A 22,769-nucleotide genomic window follows, 5' to 3' on the forward strand; every position below is an offset into this window, starting at 1 on the left:
AAAGATAAATGATGAAGAAAATATTAGATTCCATCAAAGTTATCAAAAGATACCAGTAAAACATTTAGAAAAAGAAAAAGCTTTCTTACAACCACTACCATGTGAAAGTATAAGAAAGCAATATAAGATTAAAACTCATAATCTAAAAGTTGATAATTCATCTTTAATAACTTACCATAAAAAGAAATATTCAGTACCATCTAAATATATAGGTAAAATTATTGATGTGCAACAAATAGATGATATATTATACATGTATTGTAGCACAAAACTAATAACATTTCATCAAATTTCTAAAAATAATACATGTATAATAGGAGAAAACAATGGAAAGAACAATTTATGAAATATTAATTGATAATTTTGAATATTTAAAATTAAAGGAGGAATTTAAAAACAGTGATATGTCTCTTGTGGAAGCTTTAGTTAAACTTACTGATTATGAGATAAGTCATAAAGAAAGTAATTTAATAACCTCTATGATAAAGATAGCAGGATTTCCTTTTAAGAAAGAAATAGATGAGTTTGATTTTGATTATCAAGACAATTTAAATAAACAAGAAATATTAGATCTATTAAGTCATAGATTTATTCATAATCTTGAAAACATTATCTTTGTAGGACCTAGTGGTGTAGGTAAGACACACCTTGCTACATCTATTGGGATATCTACAGCTAAAAAGAGAATGTCTACTTATTTCATTAAATTTAATGATTTAATAAATCAACTTAATAAGGCAAATAGAGAAGGAAGAGTTAACGAAAGAATTAAACATTATTATAAATATAGGGTTTTAATAATAGATGAACTTGGATATATCCCTATATCAAAAGAAGAAGCCTTAATGTTTTTCAAACTTATTAATGATAGATATGAAAAGAAGTCAACAATAGTAACAACTAATGCTGACTTCAAAGAATGGGGTAATATATTTTCTGATAATACATTAGCTAATGCGATATTAGATAGGTTATTACACCATTGTAATGTTATTAATATTAATGGTAAATCTTATAGAGTTAGAGATTATTATCAAGAATAAGAACGACATTCTTATTTTGACAAAATACTACATTTCTATATTGATATTAATATTATATAGTCAAAATTAAAATTAAACCCCTAACTATCTTGGCCATCCTCCCCAATTTGGGTTTAAATCTTCATCGTATGATGGTTCATCATCATCTGGTCCCATTACATAATTTTTATTTAATAACATACATCTCACCTCCTTTAAATGTATCACATATTGTAATTTTATATATCTTATATAAATATTACTTTAATTAAAAATGATTTCTAATAATTCAAATTACATTCATTTTTCTATTACTAACAATGGATTATTTCTGCAACTTATTTATCTATAATTTAGATACATTATATTTCTAACAAAAGAATTGTTTTATTGTATTACTTTTTTCATCTTCATGTTTTATCACAAAATCTAATGCAACTTCAATTAATAATATTCTTTCTTCAATTGTATCAAAATCATCAAATCTATATTTTTCCCTTTTATGTTCAATAAAAAGTTGATTATCATAAATATATATATTTGTTTCAAAAATATACTCAGAATTTAGATAATCATTATAGCATGAAATTTTTATAAATTCTTCTTCATTTTGATTTAAGTCATTGATTTTATTATATCTATTACTTAGATTCCACCAATTAAAGTCTATTTCTTTTTTTAAATATTATTTTTTCTAACAAAGATTTCAAATCTTCTTTTTCAAATCTAATACCTTCATATTTTTCCCTTTCTTTCTTTAGTTACACATAAATAATATCATTATTTTTTAATTATAAAAAGGAACAATAATAAAAAAAATTTATAGCCAAAGCAAAATTTAAACTATGATTTTATTATATTTTTTTGCTAAACTTCTCTTACTAATCATTCAAAAAAGGAACAATTAAATAAAAATTCCATATTATACTGGAATAACATTCGTAGAGTTACTCTTTAAGAGTCCTGTATTCTCTTTAATTCTAACATATCTTTTTTTAACCTAAATCCCTTAAAAAATATACAACAAAATGCTTGAAACTAGAAATATAAATAGTTTTCAAGTATTTTTTTCTTAACTTTCTATTCTATTCGTTGTACAATATATACACTAAGGAGATGATGCTAATCCCTAAAAAAGAATATCATTTAAAGGAGAGTATGTTTAATTCTATACAGTAAAAAATGAAAATAAAACAAGAACTAATAAATCTAAAATAATAGGAAAACTTGTAAATATTGATGATAGAACTAAAATGTATGCTAATAATAACTACTATGAAATATTTGAAACTGAAAGAGATAAAAAAACTAATGAAGTTGTAAGTGTTAGTGCTAGTGTAGTATTATATTTAATAGCTAATAAATTAGGATTAAAAGAAATTTTAAAAAAAGTTTTTGATGATAAATAAAAGCATATTTTACAAATAGCCTACTTTATGATAATAGAAAGTAAAGTTATGTATTTAATTGATGATTACTTTGATAAACACATAAATATATTTGATATAAATATAAATTCTAAAAATTTGATGTATATATATAAAACAATAGATGAAACATTAAAACTAGATTTCTTTAAATTATGGAAAAATAAGATAATAAGTGATGAAGATTATGTGGGATATGATGTAACATCATTATTAAGATATTCTGAAAGTATACCTATTGGAGAATTTGGATATTATAGAGATAAAGAAAATTTACCACAAATAAATGTAGGAGTGCTTTATTCACAAAACAAAGATTTTCCGGTATGTTATGATATATATAATGGTAGTATAAATGATAAATCTTTGCAAAGAAAATTTACAATACACTAGTGATTATGATATAAAAATATTAGTTTTTACATTAAATAATGAAAAAGTATATAAAGAAAAGTTAATTAAAAAGGATAATAGCATAAAAGATATAGAGAATATTATACTGGATTTAAGAGTTTATGGAACTAGTTAGGAAATAATAATAGATGATAATAAATATATAAATCATATATATTATGATAATGCTAGAGCTAATGTAAAAGAAATATGCTTAAAGCTCATTATGATAATATGAAAAATACTTTAGATTTTACTTATTTAAATACACAAAACGCTGTATCTTTACGAGGGAAATTCTTTATTGGATTTATAGCTCAAATATTGTTAGATTATGTTGTTTCTAAAGTAAAGTATTTTAAAAAGAAAAAAGAAATTTTATCTATAAAAAATGATTAGTATATTAGAAAATATTGTTTTACTAAATAATAATAATAATAATAATAATAATAATAATAATAATTTACTATTAAAACCACTTACAAGTAAACAAAAAAATATAATAATTGGATTAGATTGATCTATTGATGATTTTTGAAAAACTTGGACTTTAAAATTTAAGTTTTTTCTTTGTATATTTTTTAAGGAATTTATGTTTAAAAATAAAATTTTAAAATATAAAAAGCAAAACAGTTTTATTATTTTTTCCTTGATTTAAAAATATAGATGTGCTAAAATTAAGTAAATATAATACTTGTGAGTTTTAACTGTACAAGTCATATTCCAGTAAAATAAGGATTGAAACTATAACATATAAGAGCGATCAAAATACTGATGATGTGTACAAGTCATATTCCAGTAAAATAAGGATTGAAACTCCTCATTCCAATTACATGGAGCGGGATTATGTGCGTACAAGTCATATTCCAGTAAAATAAGGATTGAAACTCCTCATTCCAATTACATGGAGCGGGATTATGTGCGTACAAGTCATATTCCAGTAAAATAAGGATTGAAACTCATATACAATATCTTCAATGTGATATTGTATTTCAGTACAAGTCATATTCCAGTAAAATAAGGATTGAAACGATGCTGATAAATCTTTAGAAGATACTGCGAATCGTACAAGTCATATTCCAGTAAAATAAGGATTGAAACGATGCTGATAAATCTTTAGAAGATACTGCGAATCGTACAAGTCATATTCCAGTAAAATAAGGATTGAAACTGCTTTTTTCGCATCTGAATATTTGTTCATTGACTCGTACAAGTCATATTCCAGTAAAATAAGGATTGAAACTGTATAAAACTCAAATGAAGATTAAAATGAACATTATAGTACAAGTCATATTCCAGTAAAATAAGGATTGAAACTGGTAGATACTTCTTCCCATCGCTGAACTTGTCTTTTGTACAAGTCATATTCCAGTAAAATAAGGATTGAAACATTTCTATTTCGAATACTTTCTCTTTCATTTTATTCGTACAAGTCATATTCCAGTAAAATAAGGATGTTAAGCTATACTTATGGATACCTTTTTTTGATCTGTTAATTTTAACAGGTCTTTTTTTGTTCAGTAAAAAATGAACAAAAAAAATTTTATATATTAGTGTTTATGTTGAAATTTTAAAAAAAATAGGAACAAAAAAATAAGAACTATTTACTTAATACTGTTCCTTTAAAAATAAGATGAATTTATATAGAATATAAACATAAAGGAAATGGAGGTATTGCATGAAATCAAAATCATATATAAAATTGTTAATGAAAATAGGCCAAGATTTAGATATAAATACTAAAGAAAAAATAAGTAGAATAGAATTATTAATTATTAAGTGTTTAGCATTAAAATATTTAAATCTAGAAATTGTAGATGTAGAATCTTTAGAAAAAGATAAATCTAATATATTGAAAATAATAAATTTATTATGGTACAAGATGCATGGAGAAGAATACATAGAATTAGATGATAGAAATTACTTAGATTTTAGAATAAATTTAGGACTAATACTTTATTCTATAGAAGTACCGACGATTAGTAAGCTATTAATGAAAATAGCAAATGAAATAGTTGGTAATAAATATTTAAGGAGGTGCAAGTATGGCAAAAATAATTAAATTTGACTTGACATTATTGGGTAAAAGAATTAATAATTTAGAATTATTACAAAAAAATTTCTCCTTGAGTGAAATAATGGATTATTATCATTCAGGTATTTTATACAAATGGTTAAATATAAGAGAATATAATGATGTTGCCAATAAAGTAAAAAACATTAAAGTGAAAACAGAAAAAGAAATAGCAAAAGAATTAATAAATATTTTTGAGGTTTCTAAAGATCAAAAATATATTGAGGAGATTATTGAGATGCATTATTATGAAAAAAAATATGAGTCAATACTTTTAAAAGAAAGAAAAGATAATCAAATTATGTTTAATCAAATTAATCTATATAGTGATATTCTTAATAAAGCTATTAATGAAAAAGAAATTACAAGTTTAATGAATTATGTTGAATATATTGAAAAACATTTTTTACATTTATTTAATATTGCAAATGAAGATTTTTTTAATAAGATAATGATAAATAAAAATTATATACTTCTATTATTAGTTTTAGCAAGTACTAAATTAAAAGTAGAATGGTTAGAAGATAAAGAAAAGTATAAGAAAATAAAAGAAATTATAGGTTTTGAATATAAAATTAAATCAAATATTCAAGGAATTAAAGAGTATAATAAAAATGTTAATAATCTATGGGAAAAAGTTACAAATAAGAAGTCTATAGTTATATTTATAGGTAAAAATGTAGAAATAAGAGAAAATGAAAAAAGTGAAGTTTATAATAAATTAGAAAAAGATTATAAACCATTAATGTTATCAAAGTTTGAATTTAAGTCAAATCATATATTAAGTAAAATAATATATTTGGAGGTTGAGAGATGAAGTTGACAATTGAAAAAGAAAGTCCAACATATTTATTAAGAAGTTATGTTGAAGCATTGTTTCCCATAATATATATTAATCATTTTGATTTTAAATATGTAGATGAATTAATTGAAAAAGCAAATTTAAATAAAGATATTATAGAGTATATTGAAGGTTTAGGTGTTGTTGATTCAAAAACAAGAATTTTAGAAAATGAGATTAGTTTAGTTGATTTTTTAAAAACAATAAAAGAGTTTGGGTATGAAAATGATAATGTAATTATTTTGAAAGATGTTCATAATTCGTTGAATAATATAGAAGTAATATCTGGATTAAAAGAGATTATTTATAGAAATTCTAATATTGAAGGTTATGGTTCGAGTATTATTATTGTTTCAAGTAAATTAAATATACCAATAGAATTAAAAGAATATATAACGATTTTAGATATACCTTTACCAGAAAATCAAGAAATAAAAGAAATTTTAACTGAATTTCAAGAAGATTTTAATATTAAAATAGAAAAAGAAATTTTATTTGAATTAAAAAATCAATTTAAGGGTTTAAATAGATTTCAAATTATACAAATACTTAATTTAGCATTGCAAAAAAAAGGTGTAATCGATAAAGATGGTATAAAGTTAATATTAAAAACTAAAGAGCAATTAATAAAGAAAAATGGTTTAATTGATTTAATAAGAACAGATGATGATATTGAAAGTATAGGTGGACTTGAAAATTTAAAAAGTTGGCTAAGTGATAAGGAAAAAGTATTTAGAAAATTAACTGAAGCTATAAAATTTGGAGTAGATATACCGAAAGGTATGTTAATTACAGGTTTACCTGGATGTGGGAAAAGTTTGTGTGCTAAAGCAACATCAGGATTATTTAAACTTCCATTATTAAGATTAGATGTAGGGAGGTTATTAGGGAAATATGTTGGAGAATCAGAAGAAAATATGAAGATGGTATTAGAAGTTGTAGAAGCAATATCACCTTGTATACTTTGGATAGATGAAGTTGAGAAAGCATTTTCTGGTGTTGGAAATGAAAATAGTGGAAGTGAGGTAACAACTAGATTATTTGGACAATTTTTAACTTGGATGCAAGAGAAAAAATCAAATGTCTTTGTTGTTGCAACAGCAAATGATGTTTCTAAGTTACCATCTGAATTTTTAAGAAAAGGTAGATTTGATGAGATATTTTTTGTTGAGTTACCTAAATTAGAGGAAAGAAAGAAAATTTTAACAATTCATTTAAATAAAAGAAATAAAAATAATAGTAGAATAAATATAGATCAAATAGCAAAAATAACTGAAAATTATAGTGGTGCAGATTTAGAAACAATAGTTAAAAATGCAGTTGAAAAAATATTTATAAATAATAAATTAGAGTTAGAAACTATAGATTTAGAAAATGCTGTAAAGGAAATAAAAGGTATGGGAAAAAGTTTTAAAAATCTGATTAATAATATTAGGAAAAATAATATTAACTACGGATTTAAGAAAGCTAATAAAGGAGGAAGATAAGTGTTTGGATTCTTAAAAATTAGAAAAAAAGAGAAGCTAAAAAAAGTTATTCAAAAATTTTTAGAAAATACAAATAAAAATGCAATTGTAGAAATGTTGAAAAAAGAATTAGCAAATAAAAATGAAAAAGAAATATTAGAAATAGTATTAAATATAGAAAAAGGTGTGAATAAACAAATAGAAGTTTTAGAAGAAATAGAAACACAAGAAAAAAAAGGTAAATCATATGAAGGGATTCTTACAGCAGAAATTATAGATACTATTGAAAAATCTGGAGTAAATAAAGAAGAAGCAAAAGAAAAACTTAATGAGATTATAGATGTTAATTCAAATATTAATTCTTATATTATTAATGAAGTTGGAAAAAATTATTATGTAAATAATGAATTTAATTCAGTGGAAGAGAAAGAAAAGTTTTCCAATACCTTAAAACAAGTAGCTTCAACTATATCGATTGATAAAATAACAGGATATATTAATAGTATAAAAAATACTATTGATAATGGTAATGAAGCAATGAAATCAGTAATCTATACTAATACCGGTTGTATTAATCAAAATAGTAATTTAGATGGTTTTATAGCAGAGCAAAAACTTGTTAATAGCTTTAATATAGATGCTAGTGTAAAAAAAAGTGAAATATTTTCTTTAGTACCAGACTTAAAACCTAAAATGGGTTATAGTAAGAATGGATTTGATGTAATAATGAAAAATGGGGAAGGTAAGAATATACATCAATATCAAGTTAAATATGGTGCAACTGATAAAGATACTATAAAGTTATTAAAAAATGGGAATTATAATAATCAAACAATAATTGTACCTTCTGATCAAGTTAAAGGTGTACAAAAAGCGTTTCCAAATAAAACAGTAATATCAAATCTTTCACATGATAGTATAAAGGGAAAAGGTTATACAAAACAAGAAATGAAAAAAATACAATTAGAAGTACAACAAGGTAATGTTGGAATAATGAATAATAGTTTTAAAAATGATGTAAATATATATTCATTAAGTAAACAAGTTGCTAAACAAAGCTTTACAGCTGGATTTTCTGCATCATTATTGAGTATGGCTTCAACATTAATTAATGATAAAATACAAGGAAGAGATACAGATGCAAATCAAATGCTTGAAAAAGCATTGATTACAGGAAGAGATATAGAGATTTCAACAGCTATAGGTGCAGCACTTAAAGTTGGAGTAGAAAATGGATATATTACTGGTGTTGCTGCAAAATATCTTAATGATACATCTATAGGTGTAGTTGCGAGTTCAAGTTTAGGTATAATGTCAACTTGTTATAAAGTAGGAACAGGTGAGATAAGCTTGATTAAAGGTTTGAATAATATTGGAAAACAATTAACTTCATCTTTTACATCAATTAAATCATTCCAGTGGGCATATAATTTTGCAAAAAGTAAATTAGTAAAATATTTAGGTGGGATGATGCTACCTATGGGGAATGTAATTAATGTTGCATCAGTTGTTATGGGTGCAGCTACTTCTATGATTTCAACTAAAGCTGCAGAAGCTATATATGATGGTGGGACAAAAATAGTTAGTAGTCTATACAATGGAACTGTTAATACAATCAAAAAAGGTGTTGAAGGTGTTAAAAGTTTGGCAAAAGGATCAACAAGTTTAATAGGGAATTTTTTAAAAAAAGGTACAAGTGTTGTTAAGAGTGTTGTTGGGAATGCTGTAAGAGGATTAAGTAAAGTAGCTTCATCGATAGGTAGTTTTTTTGGATTTTAAAATAATGAAAGGATAGGATAAAATGAAAGTATTAAATTTAGATGAAAAACAAAAGAAAAATTTAAAAGGATTTTTAAAAGAGGTAATCTTGGAGAGAAAAATTGATTTTGATTGGCTTGATCTTGAAGCAAGATATAGAGATTTAGAAGAAGTTGAAAATGATTCTTTTCTAGGATTAGATTATTTTGATTTTACAATATCATTTTATGGTAATAGAAATGAAATATGTATTTTTGAAAATAGATTATATGTAAATATATATAAAAATAATAATGGAATCTGTTATGTTTTTTCTCAACCTACAACAGTTGAAAGCGCTTTAAATGATATATATGATATTTTACAAAAAGTTTTAGAAAATGAAGAAGAAAAAAAAGAAATGATACTTAATTTCTTTTTAAATAATTAGGAGGTAAAATGAATAATAGTATTAGAATAATCGATTTAACGCAAGAACAAAAAAAGAATCTTAAAAGTTTTTTAAAAATAATAATCTATGATAAAAAAATAATATTTAATTGGAATGATTTAGAAAATAGATATTTGAAATTAGTAGGGGAGGATAATGGTAGTTTTTTAGGAATAGAATTATTTGATTCTAAAGCTTTAAATAGTAGCTATGGTAATCAAGTTAAATTTGTAGAAAATGACCTACATATCAGTGCTAAAGAGTACATTATAATAAAATCAAAAGATAAAATAGAGATGGCATTATATAAGATACTGGAAGCAATGGAAATGGTGTTAGAAAATGAAAATGATATTATAGAAACAATTAATCATTTTTTTAATAATTAATGGAGGTGATAGAAATGAAAATAAATTTTATGATAATATTTTTGATATATAATATATTTATATCGATATTGAATTATTACTTTATATCAAATTTAATAAGAAGAATTAAAAAAGATTTTTATAATGAAATAATGTTAGAAATTAACTCATATGATATAAATGGAATAATAGATAAAAAAAATTATTTAATAAACAAATTAGGGCAAACTTTATATAAAGAAGGTCATATTGAGGAATTATTTAATTCATTGGATAAAATTAAAAATAAAAAACTAAGATCATTTATTGAAAAATTTGTCATTTTAAAACTTGAAATAGAGGAGAAAAATGGTAATTGAATTAATTTATATAACATTTATTGTTATTCCAAGTATCTATTTTATGGCAAGCTTAGCTTATGTAAAATTTAAAATGCGAGATATTTATATAGAGTATAGTATTATGTGTGAATCATTAATGGAAATATTAAATAAAAGAAAATGAACGATAAGATTTAATAGTAAAAAGATATTTAACTATTAAATTTTTTTCTAATAAAAAGAAGGAGATGAGTATAATGACAAAGTTAGATTGGGCAAAATATTTAGAATTAGATATTGAAAATATGACTGAAGAAGAAATAGAAAAAATTGTAAATAAATTTTTATGTATAGATTAAAATAATATTTTATCATATGAATAATAATATTAATAATATATATGAAAAAGTTTATGAAAAAATAAAAAAATGAGGTATAATATTAATAGAATAAAAAAGAAGGGAGTATATATTATTATATATGGGAGATAAAAAATTATTAATTATAACATTAACAAAAGGAATTTGGGATAAATTAGATTTTGAATATAGATTATTTGAAAATGATAAAGAAGTAGAAATAAAAGACTATAGTTATTTTATTGAACTATATATAAATAAATATAAATTTGATGAAATAATTTGTATAGGAACTGAAGCAAGTTCATGGGATTATTTATATAATATTTTAAATAAAACTAGAAATCAAGAAGAATATGATTGGGGAAATATTAAAAATGAAGAAGAGTTGAATGAAATTTTAAACAAGAATACAGATATTAAAATAAATTCAGTTATTTTAAGTAGCAATGCTAATAAATCAGTTAGGAATAAAATTTTTAATTTAAAGGATAAAATAAAAGAATTTGATGATATATATATAGATTTCTCAGGGTTTCCGAGAAATTTATCATTAGATATATTAATGATAATAAACAATATGATTTACAGTATGAAAGGTAAAAGAAAATTTAATTTTTTTATGCAATATTCTGATGTACCTAATAAGAAGTCAGATATTTTTCTTGATAATAGAATACTTAATAATTTAGTTGAAATAAATAATTTAAGTTCATTTTTAAATTATGGAGATACTGAAAATTTAGAATATATGTTTGAGGAAGAAGAAGCAATTAATAAATTTAAAAAAATGTATTTGGCACAACAATTTAATTTAGTTGAAGATTTTAATAATACCTATTTTTCGCTTATTAAAGTAGATAAGAAATTTGAAATTGCTAAAAAAAATAAAGTTGTAAATAAAATGTTTGAATTATATTCATATCAATATCCTGAAATCGAAAAATTGAGAGGAAATAGTTCTCCAAATAAAAAAGACTGGGAAAATAATTTAATCGCAATGTCTAGTGTTAATTTATCAAGAAAAAATCTTGGAATTGCAATAAACAATATACATGATATGAATGATAACAATATTTCAAAATTAAAAAAAATATTAAAAAATATAAATAATTCTAGAAATCAAATATTACACGCTTTTACATATAAAAAAAGTAAAAAAAGTAAAAAAAGAAAGGATTATAATTCAATATTGGAAATATATAAAAGTTTTAGGGTGTTACAAGGTCAAAATGATAAAAAAGATGTAAGCAATGTTTTGATTTGGAATTTAGGAGATACTGATTATTATGAAGTAGAATATGAGTATAAAAATAAAAAATATAAAGATAATATAACTCTTAAAATACTTGATTGTGAAGAAAAAGGTAAAAAGAAATACGACACTATTCTTATAATTGGGACTAAAACAAGTAATTGGGATTTTTTAATATCCAAACTTAGTAATCAAATTAATATAAATAATACAAATAAAAATTATAAAGAAGAAGATATAAATAAAAAACTTAAAACTATTGATAAGAGATATAATGCTGTTTTTATACCAGAAGGTAAAAATAATGATGAAATTGATAATATTTTTGAAATATTATGTAATAAATTAATAGAAATATTAGATATTAAAGATGGCAAGAAATATGCAAAGAATAAATATAAAATAAGTTATGATATAACTCATTCTTATAGAAGTACGGTTTACTATGTTATAGTCTTTTTTTTCTATTTAGAATTACTATTTTTAAATATTGAATTAGAAAATATTACGTATGCACAATGTATCTTAAATGATAAAGAAAATGAAAATAAAAAATTAAGTAATTTAGAAAGTAGAAAAAATAAAATATTAAATTGTAAAACAATTTTAGATTCATTAAAAACTGAAAAAAATAAAATAGATTTAGAAAAATATTGTAAAAATAATTTTGATATAAAAATAAAAAGTGAAGAATTAAATAAATTTTTAACCGAGATACCTAAAATATTTGAAATAAATGACTATAAATCTTATGAATTAATTTATGACAGATTTTTAAACTATGATAATAACATTGGAAATTTAAAAGGATTAGAACTTCAAATTTATAATATTTTGAAAGATATAATTATTGGTGATGAAAATAAAGATAGAATGATTCACTTTATAAGAAAACAATTTGAATTTAATAATTTACTATTTGTTTTATATAATTTGACTGATTATTATTACTATATAATTTTTGAGAATGAAAATAATGAAAATGAATACGAAAAAAATTATGATTATTGTAAAAAAATGAGTGAATATTTCGCTGAAGATTATCCATTTATTAAAGAGGTAAATGAGATAATGTTTAATAAAAAAAATGTTAGAATAGTAGCAGGACATAATAAAGAAATAAAGATAAATAACAATTTAGATTTATTAAAAACAGATTTAAATAGATTGATTACCTTATTTGAAGATAATCAAGATAAAATAGAAGGTTTAAAAAAAAGAATTGGAGAAAATAAAAAATGAAAATAGTTGAGAGAAGAACACTGACATTATCAAGAGATATATATGAAAAGTTTTCTGAAGATCAAAGAATGTTTAATCTAGGTATAAATGAGATAATAAATAGAGTATTAACAATATATTTAGATGACATAAGTCCTATTTTAAAACAATATTTAGATAAAATTGAGGTAGTAAGAGAAAAAGAAATAGGAATTAATCCCAAATATAAGATTAGAAATGGAAGAACAACCTATTCTTTAAAAAAGAATACGAAAGAAATTATAAAAAAATATTTAAATGAAAACAATAAAGGAATAGAAGATCTTTCTGATATTATATTAGAGACATTTAAAAAATTTTATTCTTTCGAAAGATACGAAAGAGAAAGATTACTAAATTTTGATATGTTTTTGAAAATAAAAGAAAAAATATTAACGGATAAATTTATAAAATGTAGATATAATAAAGAAGGAGAAATTCATGATGAAATTATTATACCTATAGATATGAAAGTAGGAATAAAGGAAGGTAGAAATTATTTAGTTTCATATAGAAAAGAAGTAAAAGGTAATCAGGATCATTATTTTAATATAAAATTTTCTGAAATATTGAATTTTGAAGAAACTTTTGAAGATATAATTGATTTAGATAAAGAAGAAGTAATGGACATACTTGATAATTTTGATGAAACTTTATCGTGGATAAAAAAAGATGTACCTGTAACTGTAAAGTTTACAGAGAAGGGTTTAGAATTATTTGAGAATGTGATTCATTCATATAAGCCAAGATTAAGTGAAAGAAATATAAACGAGAATATTTTGACTAGAAATGTAATCGCAAACAAATTTTTAACAGAAAAATATTTTGCTCCTTATTATGAACATGCAACCATAGTAAGTCCTTCATATATTAGAGAAGATATAATGAAAAGATTAGAAAAAATGTGTAAAAATTATGGAATAATAAAATAGTGTGTAAAGGAGAAGAAAATTATGAGTAATGTTGCTAGAAGGATAACATTTGACTTTTTTGAATATGAACAAATGAAAATTGATTTAGTTTTTTTTAATAAAACAAAGAAAGGATTGTTAAATGAATTAATTTGTGCAACAAATAATAAAGAAGTAAAGAAATTGCTTGATTCTAAAATCCCTGAAATAAAAAAATTAGAAATAAAATTTAAAAAAAAGGTAATAAATAAAAATTCTACAAAAGTTATAGATTTATTATGTGATGAAAAAACAGTTGAAGTATTAAAAAAATATGGAATTAATGATTATTCAGAACAAAATGCTTTTATAAAAAAAATAAAAACTAATTTCTATAAATTACCGAGATTTGAACGTGAAAAAATTTTATATTTTGAAAATTACAAGAAACTTTTAAAAGTAATAGAGGGAGAGAATACACCAAAAATTGTTGAAATACAACATTTAATTTTTGACGAAAAAACAAATAAAACTAAAATAGTAAGTAATACAATAAAACCGATAGCAATAAAAGTAGGGTTAAATGAAAATAGAAACTATTTAGTTTATGTAGATAAAAATAATTATTTTAGAAATATAAAATTATCTTCAATATTGAATATTAATGATACATTGGAAGAAGAAATTTTTAATTTTAAATCTATTGATTATAGGAAAAAAGAAAAAATACTAGAAAATTTTGATGCGTATTTAAATATTTTAGTTGATGAACCTTTGGAAGTTAGTTTTACTAAAAAAGGTTTATATTTATATGAAAATCTAATATTAGTGGATAAACCAGAAGAAATAAAGAAAGAGAGTACTAAAAAGATAAAAAAATTTCAATGTGGACATTTTTTAGCCTTTAGGTACTTTCAAAAATTTTTTGAAGATGCAACGATTCTAGGACCTGAACATATAAGAAAACATTTTATTGAAAAAATAATAAATACTGCAAAAAATTATGATTTATTATTTATTGATAAAAATAATGATTACTATAATAAAATTAAAGCAATGTGTGATAAAAAAGATAAAATTAAAAAATAAAGAGAGGTTGATTTTTGGATGAAAAAAATTGTAACAGTGGAAACTGTTAAAATTAAAGAGTATATTTTTGCAACAAATAAATTAAAAACAATACAAGGTGCAAGTTATTTATTAGATTATGTAAATAATGTTGGAATCAGAAAAATTCTAAAAAAATTCAATATTATTGCTGAAGCGGACCCTTTATTAAATTATGGTGAAATAGAGAAAATATTCAAGTCAAATGAAGATATATTGAAACAAATAGAAGAAAAAGTAATGATAAATGATTCAAAATTAAATGGGGAATTGATATATATTGCAGCAGGGAATGCTAAATTTATAATTGATGAAACTGTTGATTACAATGCATTAAAAAAAGAAATAGAATATTTATATAAATTTGTTGCACCTGGGTCAAAAATCATGATGGAATATATTGAAATATCTGATAAAGATGATATATCTGAAAAAATAGGGCAATTATCTACAATAGTAAATCAAAAAAAGAATAATGGATTTAAAATAGAAAATTTAGATTTACCATTTATTGAAAAATGTGATTTTTCAAATAATGAATTAGCAGAAATAGATTTTGAAAAATATCTTGAAGAATATTATGGAAGTATTGATAATAATAATTATATAGATAATTTAATTTCAAAACAATTTAAACATGATTATGTTTTTCAAAATATTGTTGATATTATTTTACCTAAAATTGATCATTATGATATTATTGATAAATTAGAGAAAATAAAAGTGAGAAAAATAAGTTTGGAATCATATATGAAATATATTTTCTCTGAATTCTTTAGGGATAATGATAAAGAATTTGAAAGTTTTTATACTGTTATTAAAAATAAAATACCTGGAATTAAATTTGAAGATGAAATTGAAGCATTTAAAGATGATAAATCATTTGTTGGTTTTATGTATGCTGATGGAGATGGTTTAGGAGAATTCTTGAAAAATAAGAGTAAAGAAATATCAAAATTAAATATATCTATAGAAGAAAAAAATCAAGAATATTTAAAATTTATCAAACCTTTTAGTATATTACTAGATTATATTACTAAATCATCTTTAGTTGATACTTTAGTAGAAATAAAAAAAATAAGAGAAAATAAAATTCAAAATGATAATAAAAATGAAAATAAGAATGATAATTTATTTGGAGCCTTTTTCATCGTTGGTGGAGATGATGTTTGTGCCTTATTTAAATCAAATGAAATTATAGATATTGCAACAAAATATTCAGAGATATTTAGTGATAAAATGAGAAAAATTAACTATAATCAGATTTCAACTTCTAGCGGAGTTCTTTTTGTTAAAAATAAAGTACCATTTCATTTAATGTTGAAACAGTCATTAGTATTACAAAAAAATGCTAAAAAAGAAAGATTTAAAAATATTTATCATAATATAAATGAAGATAATAGGGTTGGATATATTGACTTTTTAAATATAGCATCAGAAGGAAATGTGAATATTGATGAATTTCTTAAAAAATATAAAGAAAATAAAAAAGTAATAGAAAGACCATATAAAGCAAGTAAATTGAAAAAATTAAAAGATTTTATTGATGAAATTTCAGAACTTAAAGAAAATGATAGAATTTCAAATTCAAGTTTAAGACAAATATTAGAATATAAATTGGATGATAAACTAGAATTACAAAGAAAGAATATTAGAATTTTAAATAAATTCTTTAAATATAGTGAAACATCGCAAAATAAATTGAAAGAACTTTGGAAAGAAATAGAAAATGATATTAATTTAAAAAAAATTGAGAGTAAAAATTATTGTAACAATATTTTAGATATAGTTGAATTATATGATTTTGTGGGTGAAGAAAATGAAAAAAATTGAATATGTAATAAAATTAGATAGAGGATTTATTACTTCTCAAAATGGAGTTGTTGGAAAAGAAATAGATTACACGGTAAAAGTTAATGGTGAAGGAATACCAATTATTTATGGAAAACATATTAAAGGAATAATTCGTGGTATTTATGAATCTTTTTTATATGTAGATAAATATAAAAATTGCTTAAAAGCAAATGAATTATTCGGTTCTGAGGGTATTGAAATATCAAAAATATATTTTTCAAATCTTGAAATTGATGAAAAAAAATACGATGTAATGAGAAGGCATTCAGTTAAAATTAATCCAGAAACAAGAACTGCTAAAGAGGGGTCTTTATTTAATTATGAATATATAAAAGAAGGAAATACATTTACTGGAGAAGTTTTAATAAAAGAAGATATTGATGAATTAACAGAGGAACTTTTAATTGGTTCAATTAGAAATATGGATAAAATTGGTGGGTTGAAATCAAGGGGGATTGGTCATATTTCTGTGGAAATTTTAAAAATACAAAAGATAGAAGAAGAAAAATTAATGGATTTAGGTGAGTTTAAATGGTTTGATTTAGATTTAAATTTTGTATCACCTTTGGTATTGGAAGAAACTAAAATTACTAATGTATCACATTCTAGAAAAAATTTACAAGGAAGTTCGATTAGAGGAGCGTTAATTCAAAAAGGATTAGAAAAATTAAATGGGAATATATCTAATTTATTAGATATAGAAGTTAGACTTGTAAATAACAAAATCAAATTAAGAAGTGAATTTAAACCTAAATATAGAATAGGTGGAATAAATAATGTAGATAAATCTATAAACCCAAAAGATAACAAATACTTTAATTCTGAAAATGGTGGGGATATTGGAAATAAATTTACTCGTTCTTCTGCAACGGATTTTGAAAAAATTACTGATGAAATAAGTATTAAAATTAATAACTCTACAAGAATTGCAGAAGAAGAGATGCTATTTAATCATGAAATCATTGAAAACAAAGATTTGAATGGTTTGTATAATTTAAAAGCATATATTCCTGAAAAATTACTGACTAAAGTAGAAGAAAAAAATGAAATATATGTAGGGAAATTTAAGAGTAAAGGTTTTGGGAAAATTATACTTAAAGTTAATGATGAAAACAAAATAAAAGAAAATAATATTGAGACAAGAATTAAAGAATTTAATCAAAAAGTCAAAAAATATGAAAAAAATCTTGATTCAATATTAACATTTGATTTGTTGTCTGATCTAGTATTACCATTTCAAAAAACAGAAGATCTTTTAAGAGAATTTTTAAAAATGTTACCTAAAGAACTTAATAGTAATTTAGAAGGTTTAAATGAAAGATCTTTCATATTTTTAGATAAATTAAAAGGTTATAATATTATTAATAATACAAGAAAAGCTGATGAACTTATTATTTTAAAAGGTAGTGTTTTAACGTATAAAGTATTGAATTTAGATAAAGAAGTGATAGAAGTACTAAAAACAATCGAAGAAAAAGGATTAGGCTTAAGAAGAAAAGAAGGATTTGGTATTATTTCCATTTGTACTAAGACAGATGTGAGAGGTGAAATGTGATGATTGATTTTTTAAATATTGAAGATTTTAAGGAAGATATAGAAAATTTTGAAAAGGAAAATAGTATTGAAGAAATATATAAACATATAAAAGATATAAAAAAAATAAAAAAAATAGAGAATAATAAAATAGAAATTGAATTTAAATGGAAAGAGTTGTATGATTTTATTGAAAAAAATAAAACAATTTTAAAGAAAATTGAAAATAGTAAAATTTCTACAATGAGAGATAATGTTAATTCTCTACCAAAGTTTAAAAGTTTTGTAACTAAGAAAATAAAAAAAGTTGTAGAACTTATTGAAAATAAAACGAGTAGTAATAAAGAAAAATTAAAAGAGGTCTTAAAAGGAAATATAGATGATGAAAAAAATTTTGATGAATTAATTAATAATATAAGAAATGAAAAAAAAGATTATGAGTATGAAATATTTTTATTAAAATTAAGAAAATTTATATTATCAAATGAAATTTTTAAAGAGAGCTTTGTAATAAAAAAAATTATGGAAGAACTATTTATTGTAACAAAATATATGAAAACGAGGGATTAAGATGAAAGGGATAGGATTTAATAAATTTGTTAATAAATATATTATAAATGGATATTTATTTGTGTATAATGGATTACATGTAGGAATGGGAACTGATGGTTCAGAAAAAGATTCACCATTTTTTAATGTTAATGGAGAATATCAGATTCCAGGTTCAAGTTTTAGAGGATATTTAAGATCTAAAATTGAAAAAATTTTATATAATTTTATTGAAAACGAAAAAGATGATGAAATTAGAAATGAAAAATTTCTATTTTATATAAATGATGAGAAGAAAGAAAAAAAATATTCTAAAGATACTATAGATATAATTTTTGGTACTGTTGAAGGTGAAAAAATTCAAGCAGGTAGAATATTTATCCCCGATCTTCCGATGATAAAATCTAGAAATAAAAAAGATGATGAGAAAAATAAAACTCAAAATAGAGATGGAATTATGATTGATAAAGAAACAGGATTGGCTAAAGATGGAGCTAAATTTGATTATGAAGTAGTTACAAGAGGAAATATTTTTGAATTTAAAATGATATTAGAGAATGTAGAAGAAGAGGAAATAGCTTTAATTTTATTAGGTTTATCTGAAATAATGAGTGATGAAGGAGATTTATTTGGAGGGAAATTATCTAGGGGTATAGGTAGATGTAAATTGGTAATCGATAACTATAAATATGTTGATGAAAAATCTATAGAGAATTATATATTAAAAGGTGAATATATTGAAAAGAAAAAAGCAGATTTTGATAAACTAGTTTTAGAAAAAAGAAAAAATATGAGTATCGGAGGAAATTAAGATGAATAAATATCTTGATACTTTTAATAAAGTTACGATTTATGTTGAAATTAATACCTTAGAACCTTGTAAGTTTTTAAATGCAGTTGATAAATCTAATGATAATAGTAATATTGATGGAAAAGATAAAGGTAAAGGTAAAGGTATTAGCAATACATCGACGGTTAATTATGAAATAAATAATGAAAGAATTTTTTATATCCCAGGTTCAACAATTAGAGGGAAAATTAGAGAAATATTCAGTTTGATTCAAGAAATTAAAAATGATAAAAATAATTTAGAAAATGACTTATTTGGTATTGTAGAAGGAGAAAATTCTGTAAAATCAAGAATATTTGTAGAAGATGCAAAGTTTCAAGAAAATCAAATAGAGTTGATAAATCAAAGTATTCCTAAAAATAAAACAGCAGAGTCTAGAATAATTATAAATAATTGTAAATATTTTGAACTTTTTGATATTTTAAAGATAATACAATTATCACATTATGATCAATTTAAGATAGGAAGTAATAAATATAAGGGAAAAGGACTTGTTGAAATTATAATAAAAGAAATAAAAATAGAATTTTCTTCATTATATAATGAAATATCAAATGAATATATTAATTACAAAATTGAAAAAAATTTTGAAGAAACTTTTTATAATATAATAGATAAAAGTAGCATAAAACTAGGTGATAAGTATCTAAAATTAGTATATGAAGTAAAAAAAGAAATAATTGAAAATATTTTTTCAACCGATTTTGTAAAACATATTGAAGAATATAGGGGTAATAAAAATGATTAAAGAATTTGAAATACTTCAAGATGAAAAATATTTTGTAATAAGTATTAATTATGAAAAAGTAAATGGAATAAATGTTTATTATGATTTATCAAAAGCTGATATTAATAATTTAAATTTAGATTTTTATAAACTATATATATTTAATGAAAATAGGATGTATTTATTTTATGGAAATTATTCATATTTTGAATATAAAGAAAAAAAAGAAGAGAACGAATTTTATGTAAAAGAATATTGTTTAAAAGATAATATAATTGCAATTAATTCTAAAGGAGAAAAAGAGATATTTGATAAAATTAGAGTTAATTATTATATAAATAATGATGAAGAAATTTCATACTTTGGAGGTTTGGTAAAATGAATAAAAGGAGTAGTGGTAAAATAGAATTTTATCTAAAAACATTAATACCTATTTCTTGTAAAAAAGAAAATTTCTCATTTTTAAATAAACTTAGGTCAATTATTATAGAAAATTTTGTGGGAGATGCTGAAGAGAAACTTGGAATATTTGGAGAAGATATGAAAGAAGTTCCCAAAATATATTTAGTTGAAGAGAAAAAATTGAATTTTATAGAAAAAAATATAGATGAAAAGAAAAAGATTATAGAAGAGAATGAAAAAGAATTTATAAAATTATCTGCAGAATTGGAAAGTTTATATAAAAAAATCAAGGAATTATCAGAAAAAAAAGATAATAATAAAAATAAAGTAAATATCTTTGCAGTAATGGAAGGGAATTTGTATAAGATTTATTATAAAGATTTAGATGAAGATCATATTAAATCATTAATTAATACTTTGAAGAAAAAAATATTTATTTCGTATAAAAATTCAAAAGGTGAAGAAGATGAAAATCCGTATGATACAGGCGTGATAAAAATATATGATATTAAACAATATAATTTTAATGAAGAATTCTTTAGTACATTTGAGCCTAATGTTGAAATGTATAAAATAGTAAATATAGAAAGTAAATAAAAATGGAAATGGTTTATGCGATAATATCTTTTGATTTTAATCAAGAATTAAAATCGAATAGAATGAAGAATTTAGAAATGTTAAGAGGAAATATGATTTCAAAATTTAGAAATGAAATAAGAGTGCATAATCATTTTGAAGATGGTAAATCAGTTTATAAATTTCCGGAAGTGCAATACAAATATATAAAGAATAAGTTAAGTATCATGTTTTTAAATGATATTGATTTAATAATGAAAATAATGAAAGATATAAAAAAAATAAAAATGGGTGAAATTGAATATACAGATTTTAAAAAAGATGTAGTGATAAAAGAATATGATGTTAAATATATTGAAAATGATTTTATTACATATGAATTTGTATCAGACTATATCCCATTTAATCAAAAGAATTATGATTTGTATTTGAAAGCTAATTATAGTTTAGAAAAAGCAATTATAAATAATATACTTGAGTTTTTAAAAGGTATAGGGTTACGTTTGAATGAAGATGAAATAATAAGGGTTGAAAAAATTAATTTAAATAAACAAAATAAGATTGTTATGAAAAACACTGAATTTTTAACCTTTAAGTTGTCATTTGCTACTAATGTTGATTTACCAAATTATATTTCTTTAGGGAAGAGAAAAAGTATAGGATTTGGAGTAATAAAAAAGAAAACTAATAAATGAAATGATGAAAGATGTATATCGAAGTGATATATATCTTTTTTTTTTACAAATTTAAAAGATTTTAGACTTAATTTTAAGTAATAACTACTGCCTAAAAATTTAAGAAAATTTATCTTGATGGAAAGAAAAAGAGTTGATAAAATAACAGAATAAATTACTACATTAATTCAAAAAGATAGTAAAAACGTATATTTTTAATAGGGAAAATATAACATGTTTTAATATCTTGAAAACAAAAAAATGTTGTGGTAATATATTTGTGTAGATAAATTAAAAGTAAATATTGATTCCTAAAAATGAAATGAGGTGATGGGAAATGGTAGATTTAGTTGTTACAAGACATAAAACGTTAGTAGAGTATTTGAAAAATAATAATATAATTTCAAAAGATTGTGAAGTAATTGAGCATGCATCTGCTGAAAATGTTAAAGATAAGGATGTGATAGGAGTTTTACCGCATAGCTTATCATGTCTAACAAATACTTTTACAGAAATTGTATTAAATATACCTTTTGAGAAAAGGGGTATGGAATTAACTTTAGAAGAGATAGAAAAATATATTCTATCAATAAAAAAATATAAAGTGAAAGAAATAAAATAGAAAGGAGATTTT

25 protein-coding genes and 1 CRISPR repeat array are annotated in these 22,769 nt (G+C 21.8%); all 25 genes read left to right on the forward strand.

Translation table 11 applies throughout. The features are described from left to right. Positions 1-346 (forward strand): Mu transposase domain-containing protein (locus GM111_RS08120; RefSeq protein WP_408022626.1); only part of this gene is annotated, 346 nt, incomplete at its 5' end. Continuing rightward, positions 327-1,043, forward strand: coding sequence for an IS21-like element helper ATPase IstB (istB, locus tag GM111_RS00005; protein ID WP_156298847.1), 717 nt, complete (start codon positions 327-329; stop codon positions 1,041-1,043). The genes GM111_RS08120 and istB, both read left to right, overlap by 20 nt. A 1,232-nt stretch (positions 1,044-2,275) precedes the next feature. Continuing rightward, the gene (locus GM111_RS00010; protein WP_156298848.1) at positions 2,276-2,431 is read left to right on the forward strand and encodes a hypothetical protein; all 156 of its coding nucleotides are present in this window, start codon (positions 2,276-2,278) and stop codon (positions 2,429-2,431) included. A 27-nt stretch (positions 2,432-2,458) separates the two neighbouring features. After that, positions 2,459-2,842: a hypothetical protein gene (locus tag GM111_RS00015; RefSeq protein ID WP_197034413.1), complete on the forward strand. Its 384-nt coding sequence runs from the start codon at positions 2,459-2,461 to the stop codon at positions 2,840-2,842. 234 nt (positions 2,843-3,076) lie between these two features. Then, positions 3,077-3,241 carry a hypothetical protein gene (locus GM111_RS00020; protein WP_197034414.1) on the forward strand — a complete coding sequence of 55 codons (165 nt, stop codon included), beginning with the start codon at positions 3,077-3,079 and terminating at the stop codon, positions 3,239-3,241. Next, entirely contained in the window at positions 3,234-3,362 is a 129-nt protein-coding gene (locus tag GM111_RS08455) for a hypothetical protein (protein ID WP_269320123.1), read from the forward strand. Before GM111_RS00020 ends, GM111_RS08455 begins: the two co-directional genes overlap by 8 nt. A 189-nt stretch (positions 3,363-3,551) precedes the next feature. Further along, a CRISPR array of direct repeats spans positions 3,552-4,304; the repeat unit is 36 nt; unit sequence GTACAAGTCATATTCCAGTAAAATAAGGATTGAAAC. 216 nt (positions 4,305-4,520) lie between these two features. Further along, the gene (locus tag GM111_RS00025; protein ID WP_156298851.1) at positions 4,521-4,904 is read left to right on the forward strand and encodes a hypothetical protein; all 384 of its coding nucleotides are present in this window, start codon (positions 4,521-4,523) and stop codon (positions 4,902-4,904) included. Continuing rightward, entirely contained in the window at positions 4,888-5,733 is an 846-nt protein-coding gene (locus GM111_RS00030; protein WP_156298852.1) for a hypothetical protein, read from the forward strand. The genes GM111_RS00025 and GM111_RS00030 overlap by 17 nt, the downstream gene beginning before the upstream one ends. Further along, positions 5,730-7,244 carry an AAA family ATPase gene (locus tag GM111_RS00035; RefSeq protein WP_156298853.1) on the forward strand — a complete coding sequence of 505 codons (1,515 nt, stop codon included), beginning with the start codon at positions 5,730-5,732 and terminating at the stop codon, positions 7,242-7,244. The genes GM111_RS00030 and GM111_RS00035 overlap by 4 nt, the downstream gene beginning before the upstream one ends. Then, positions 7,245-9,002, forward strand: a complete 1,758-nt coding sequence (locus GM111_RS00040; protein ID WP_156298854.1) for a hypothetical protein — start codon at positions 7,245-7,247, stop codon at positions 9,000-9,002. It begins immediately after the preceding gene. Between the two features lie 22 nt (positions 9,003-9,024). Further along, complete coding sequence (locus GM111_RS00045; protein WP_156298855.1) at positions 9,025-9,411, forward strand: hypothetical protein; 387 nt, start codon at positions 9,025-9,027, stop codon at positions 9,409-9,411. Between the two features lie 8 nt (positions 9,412-9,419). Next, complete coding sequence (locus GM111_RS00050; protein ID WP_156298856.1) at positions 9,420-9,800, forward strand: hypothetical protein; 381 nt, start codon at positions 9,420-9,422, stop codon at positions 9,798-9,800. A 14-nt stretch (positions 9,801-9,814) separates the two neighbouring features. Beyond that, entirely contained in the window at positions 9,815-10,138 is a 324-nt protein-coding gene (locus GM111_RS00055; protein ID WP_156298857.1) for a hypothetical protein, read from the forward strand. Between the two features lie 441 nt (positions 10,139-10,579). After that, a complete protein-coding gene (locus GM111_RS00060) occupies positions 10,580-12,955 on the forward strand; it encodes a TM1812 family CRISPR-associated protein (protein ID WP_156298858.1) in 2,376 nt (791 codons plus the stop codon). Next, a complete protein-coding gene (locus GM111_RS00065; protein ID WP_156298859.1) occupies positions 12,952-13,905 on the forward strand; it encodes a WYL domain-containing protein in 954 nt (317 codons plus the stop codon). Before GM111_RS00060 ends, GM111_RS00065 begins: the two co-directional genes overlap by 4 nt. A gap of 21 nt (positions 13,906-13,926) precedes the next feature. Continuing rightward, positions 13,927-14,952: a hypothetical protein gene (locus GM111_RS00070; RefSeq protein ID WP_156298860.1), complete on the forward strand. Its 1,026-nt coding sequence runs from the start codon at positions 13,927-13,929 to the stop codon at positions 14,950-14,952. 18 nt (positions 14,953-14,970) lie between these two features. Further along, entirely contained in the window at positions 14,971-16,803 is a 1,833-nt protein-coding gene (locus tag GM111_RS00075) for a Cas10/Cmr2 second palm domain-containing protein (protein ID WP_156298861.1), read from the forward strand. After that, positions 16,790-18,379 (forward strand): RAMP superfamily CRISPR-associated protein, encoded by a 1,590-nt coding sequence (locus GM111_RS00080; RefSeq protein ID WP_197034415.1) that lies wholly within the window; start codon positions 16,790-16,792, stop codon positions 18,377-18,379. Before GM111_RS00075 ends, GM111_RS00080 begins: the two co-directional genes overlap by 14 nt. Beyond that, a complete protein-coding gene (locus tag GM111_RS00085; RefSeq protein ID WP_156298863.1) occupies positions 18,379-18,927 on the forward strand; it encodes a hypothetical protein in 549 nt (182 codons plus the stop codon). Before GM111_RS00080 ends, GM111_RS00085 begins: the two co-directional genes overlap by 1 nt. A 1-nt stretch (position 18,928) precedes the next feature. Beyond that, the gene (locus tag GM111_RS00090; RefSeq protein ID WP_156298864.1) at positions 18,929-19,717 is read left to right on the forward strand and encodes an RAMP superfamily CRISPR-associated protein; all 789 of its coding nucleotides are present in this window, start codon (positions 18,929-18,931) and stop codon (positions 19,715-19,717) included. A 1-nt stretch (position 19,718) separates the two neighbouring features. Then, positions 19,719-20,504: an RAMP superfamily CRISPR-associated protein gene (locus GM111_RS00095; RefSeq protein WP_156298865.1), complete on the forward strand. Its 786-nt coding sequence runs from the start codon at positions 19,719-19,721 to the stop codon at positions 20,502-20,504. Beyond that, entirely contained in the window at positions 20,497-20,865 is a 369-nt protein-coding gene (locus tag GM111_RS00100) for a hypothetical protein (protein WP_156298866.1), read from the forward strand. The genes GM111_RS00095 and GM111_RS00100 overlap by 8 nt, the downstream gene beginning before the upstream one ends. After that, entirely contained in the window at positions 20,862-21,482 is a 621-nt protein-coding gene (locus GM111_RS00105; protein ID WP_156298867.1) for a hypothetical protein, read from the forward strand. Before GM111_RS00100 ends, GM111_RS00105 begins: the two co-directional genes overlap by 4 nt. A 2-nt stretch (positions 21,483-21,484) precedes the next feature. Further along, positions 21,485-22,156 (forward strand): CRISPR-associated endonuclease Cas6, encoded by a 672-nt coding sequence (locus GM111_RS00110; protein WP_156298868.1) that lies wholly within the window; start codon positions 21,485-21,487, stop codon positions 22,154-22,156. A gap of 316 nt (positions 22,157-22,472) precedes the next feature. Further along, positions 22,473-22,757: a CRISPR-associated protein Csx16 gene (locus GM111_RS00115; protein WP_156298869.1), complete on the forward strand. Its 285-nt coding sequence runs from the start codon at positions 22,473-22,475 to the stop codon at positions 22,755-22,757. Positions 22,758-22,769 lie beyond the last annotated feature (12 nt).

This window comes from Streptobacillus canis (assembly GCF_009733925.1).
In the GTDB taxonomy this organism is placed as follows: domain Bacteria; phylum Fusobacteriota; class Fusobacteriia; order Fusobacteriales; family Leptotrichiaceae; genus Streptobacillus; species Streptobacillus canis.

Excerpts from the sequence above, each read along its gene's own strand:
- istB (WP_156298847.1), top strand. The coding sequence starts at position 327 with ATGGAAAGAACAATTTATGAAATATTAATTGATAATTTTGAATATTTA.
- GM111_RS00010 (WP_156298848.1), top strand. The coding sequence starts at position 2,276 with ATGTATGCTAATAATAACTACTATGAAATATTTGAAACTGAAAGAGAT.
- GM111_RS00015 (WP_197034413.1), top strand. The coding sequence starts at position 2,459 with ATGATAATAGAAAGTAAAGTTATGTATTTAATTGATGATTACTTTGAT.
- GM111_RS00020 (WP_197034414.1), top strand. The coding sequence starts at position 3,077 with ATGAAAAATACTTTAGATTTTACTTATTTAAATACACAAAACGCTGTA.
- GM111_RS08455 (WP_269320123.1), top strand. The coding sequence starts at position 3,234 with ATGATTAGTATATTAGAAAATATTGTTTTACTAAATAATAATAATAAT.
- GM111_RS00025 (WP_156298851.1), top strand. The coding sequence starts at position 4,521 with ATGAAATCAAAATCATATATAAAATTGTTAATGAAAATAGGCCAAGAT.
- GM111_RS00030 (WP_156298852.1), top strand. The coding sequence starts at position 4,888 with ATGGCAAAAATAATTAAATTTGACTTGACATTATTGGGTAAAAGAATT.
- GM111_RS00035 (WP_156298853.1), top strand. The coding sequence starts at position 5,730 with ATGAAGTTGACAATTGAAAAAGAAAGTCCAACATATTTATTAAGAAGT.
- GM111_RS00045 (WP_156298855.1), top strand. The coding sequence starts at position 9,025 with ATGAAAGTATTAAATTTAGATGAAAAACAAAAGAAAAATTTAAAAGGA.
- GM111_RS00050 (WP_156298856.1), top strand. The coding sequence starts at position 9,420 with ATGAATAATAGTATTAGAATAATCGATTTAACGCAAGAACAAAAAAAG.
- GM111_RS00055 (WP_156298857.1), top strand. The coding sequence starts at position 9,815 with ATGAAAATAAATTTTATGATAATATTTTTGATATATAATATATTTATA.
- GM111_RS00060 (WP_156298858.1), top strand. The coding sequence starts at position 10,580 with ATGGGAGATAAAAAATTATTAATTATAACATTAACAAAAGGAATTTGG.
- GM111_RS00065 (WP_156298859.1), top strand. The coding sequence starts at position 12,952 with ATGAAAATAGTTGAGAGAAGAACACTGACATTATCAAGAGATATATAT.
- GM111_RS00070 (WP_156298860.1), top strand. The coding sequence starts at position 13,927 with ATGAGTAATGTTGCTAGAAGGATAACATTTGACTTTTTTGAATATGAA.
- GM111_RS00075 (WP_156298861.1), top strand. The coding sequence starts at position 14,971 with ATGAAAAAAATTGTAACAGTGGAAACTGTTAAAATTAAAGAGTATATT.
- GM111_RS00080 (WP_197034415.1), top strand. The coding sequence starts at position 16,790 with ATGAAAAAAATTGAATATGTAATAAAATTAGATAGAGGATTTATTACT.
- GM111_RS00085 (WP_156298863.1), top strand. The coding sequence starts at position 18,379 with ATGATTGATTTTTTAAATATTGAAGATTTTAAGGAAGATATAGAAAAT.
- GM111_RS00090 (WP_156298864.1), top strand. The coding sequence starts at position 18,929 with ATGAAAGGGATAGGATTTAATAAATTTGTTAATAAATATATTATAAAT.
- GM111_RS00095 (WP_156298865.1), top strand. The coding sequence starts at position 19,719 with ATGAATAAATATCTTGATACTTTTAATAAAGTTACGATTTATGTTGAA.
- GM111_RS00100 (WP_156298866.1), top strand. The coding sequence starts at position 20,497 with ATGATTAAAGAATTTGAAATACTTCAAGATGAAAAATATTTTGTAATA.
- GM111_RS00105 (WP_156298867.1), top strand. The coding sequence starts at position 20,862 with ATGAATAAAAGGAGTAGTGGTAAAATAGAATTTTATCTAAAAACATTA.
- GM111_RS00110 (WP_156298868.1), top strand. The coding sequence starts at position 21,485 with ATGGAAATGGTTTATGCGATAATATCTTTTGATTTTAATCAAGAATTA.
- GM111_RS00115 (WP_156298869.1), top strand. The coding sequence starts at position 22,473 with ATGGTAGATTTAGTTGTTACAAGACATAAAACGTTAGTAGAGTATTTG.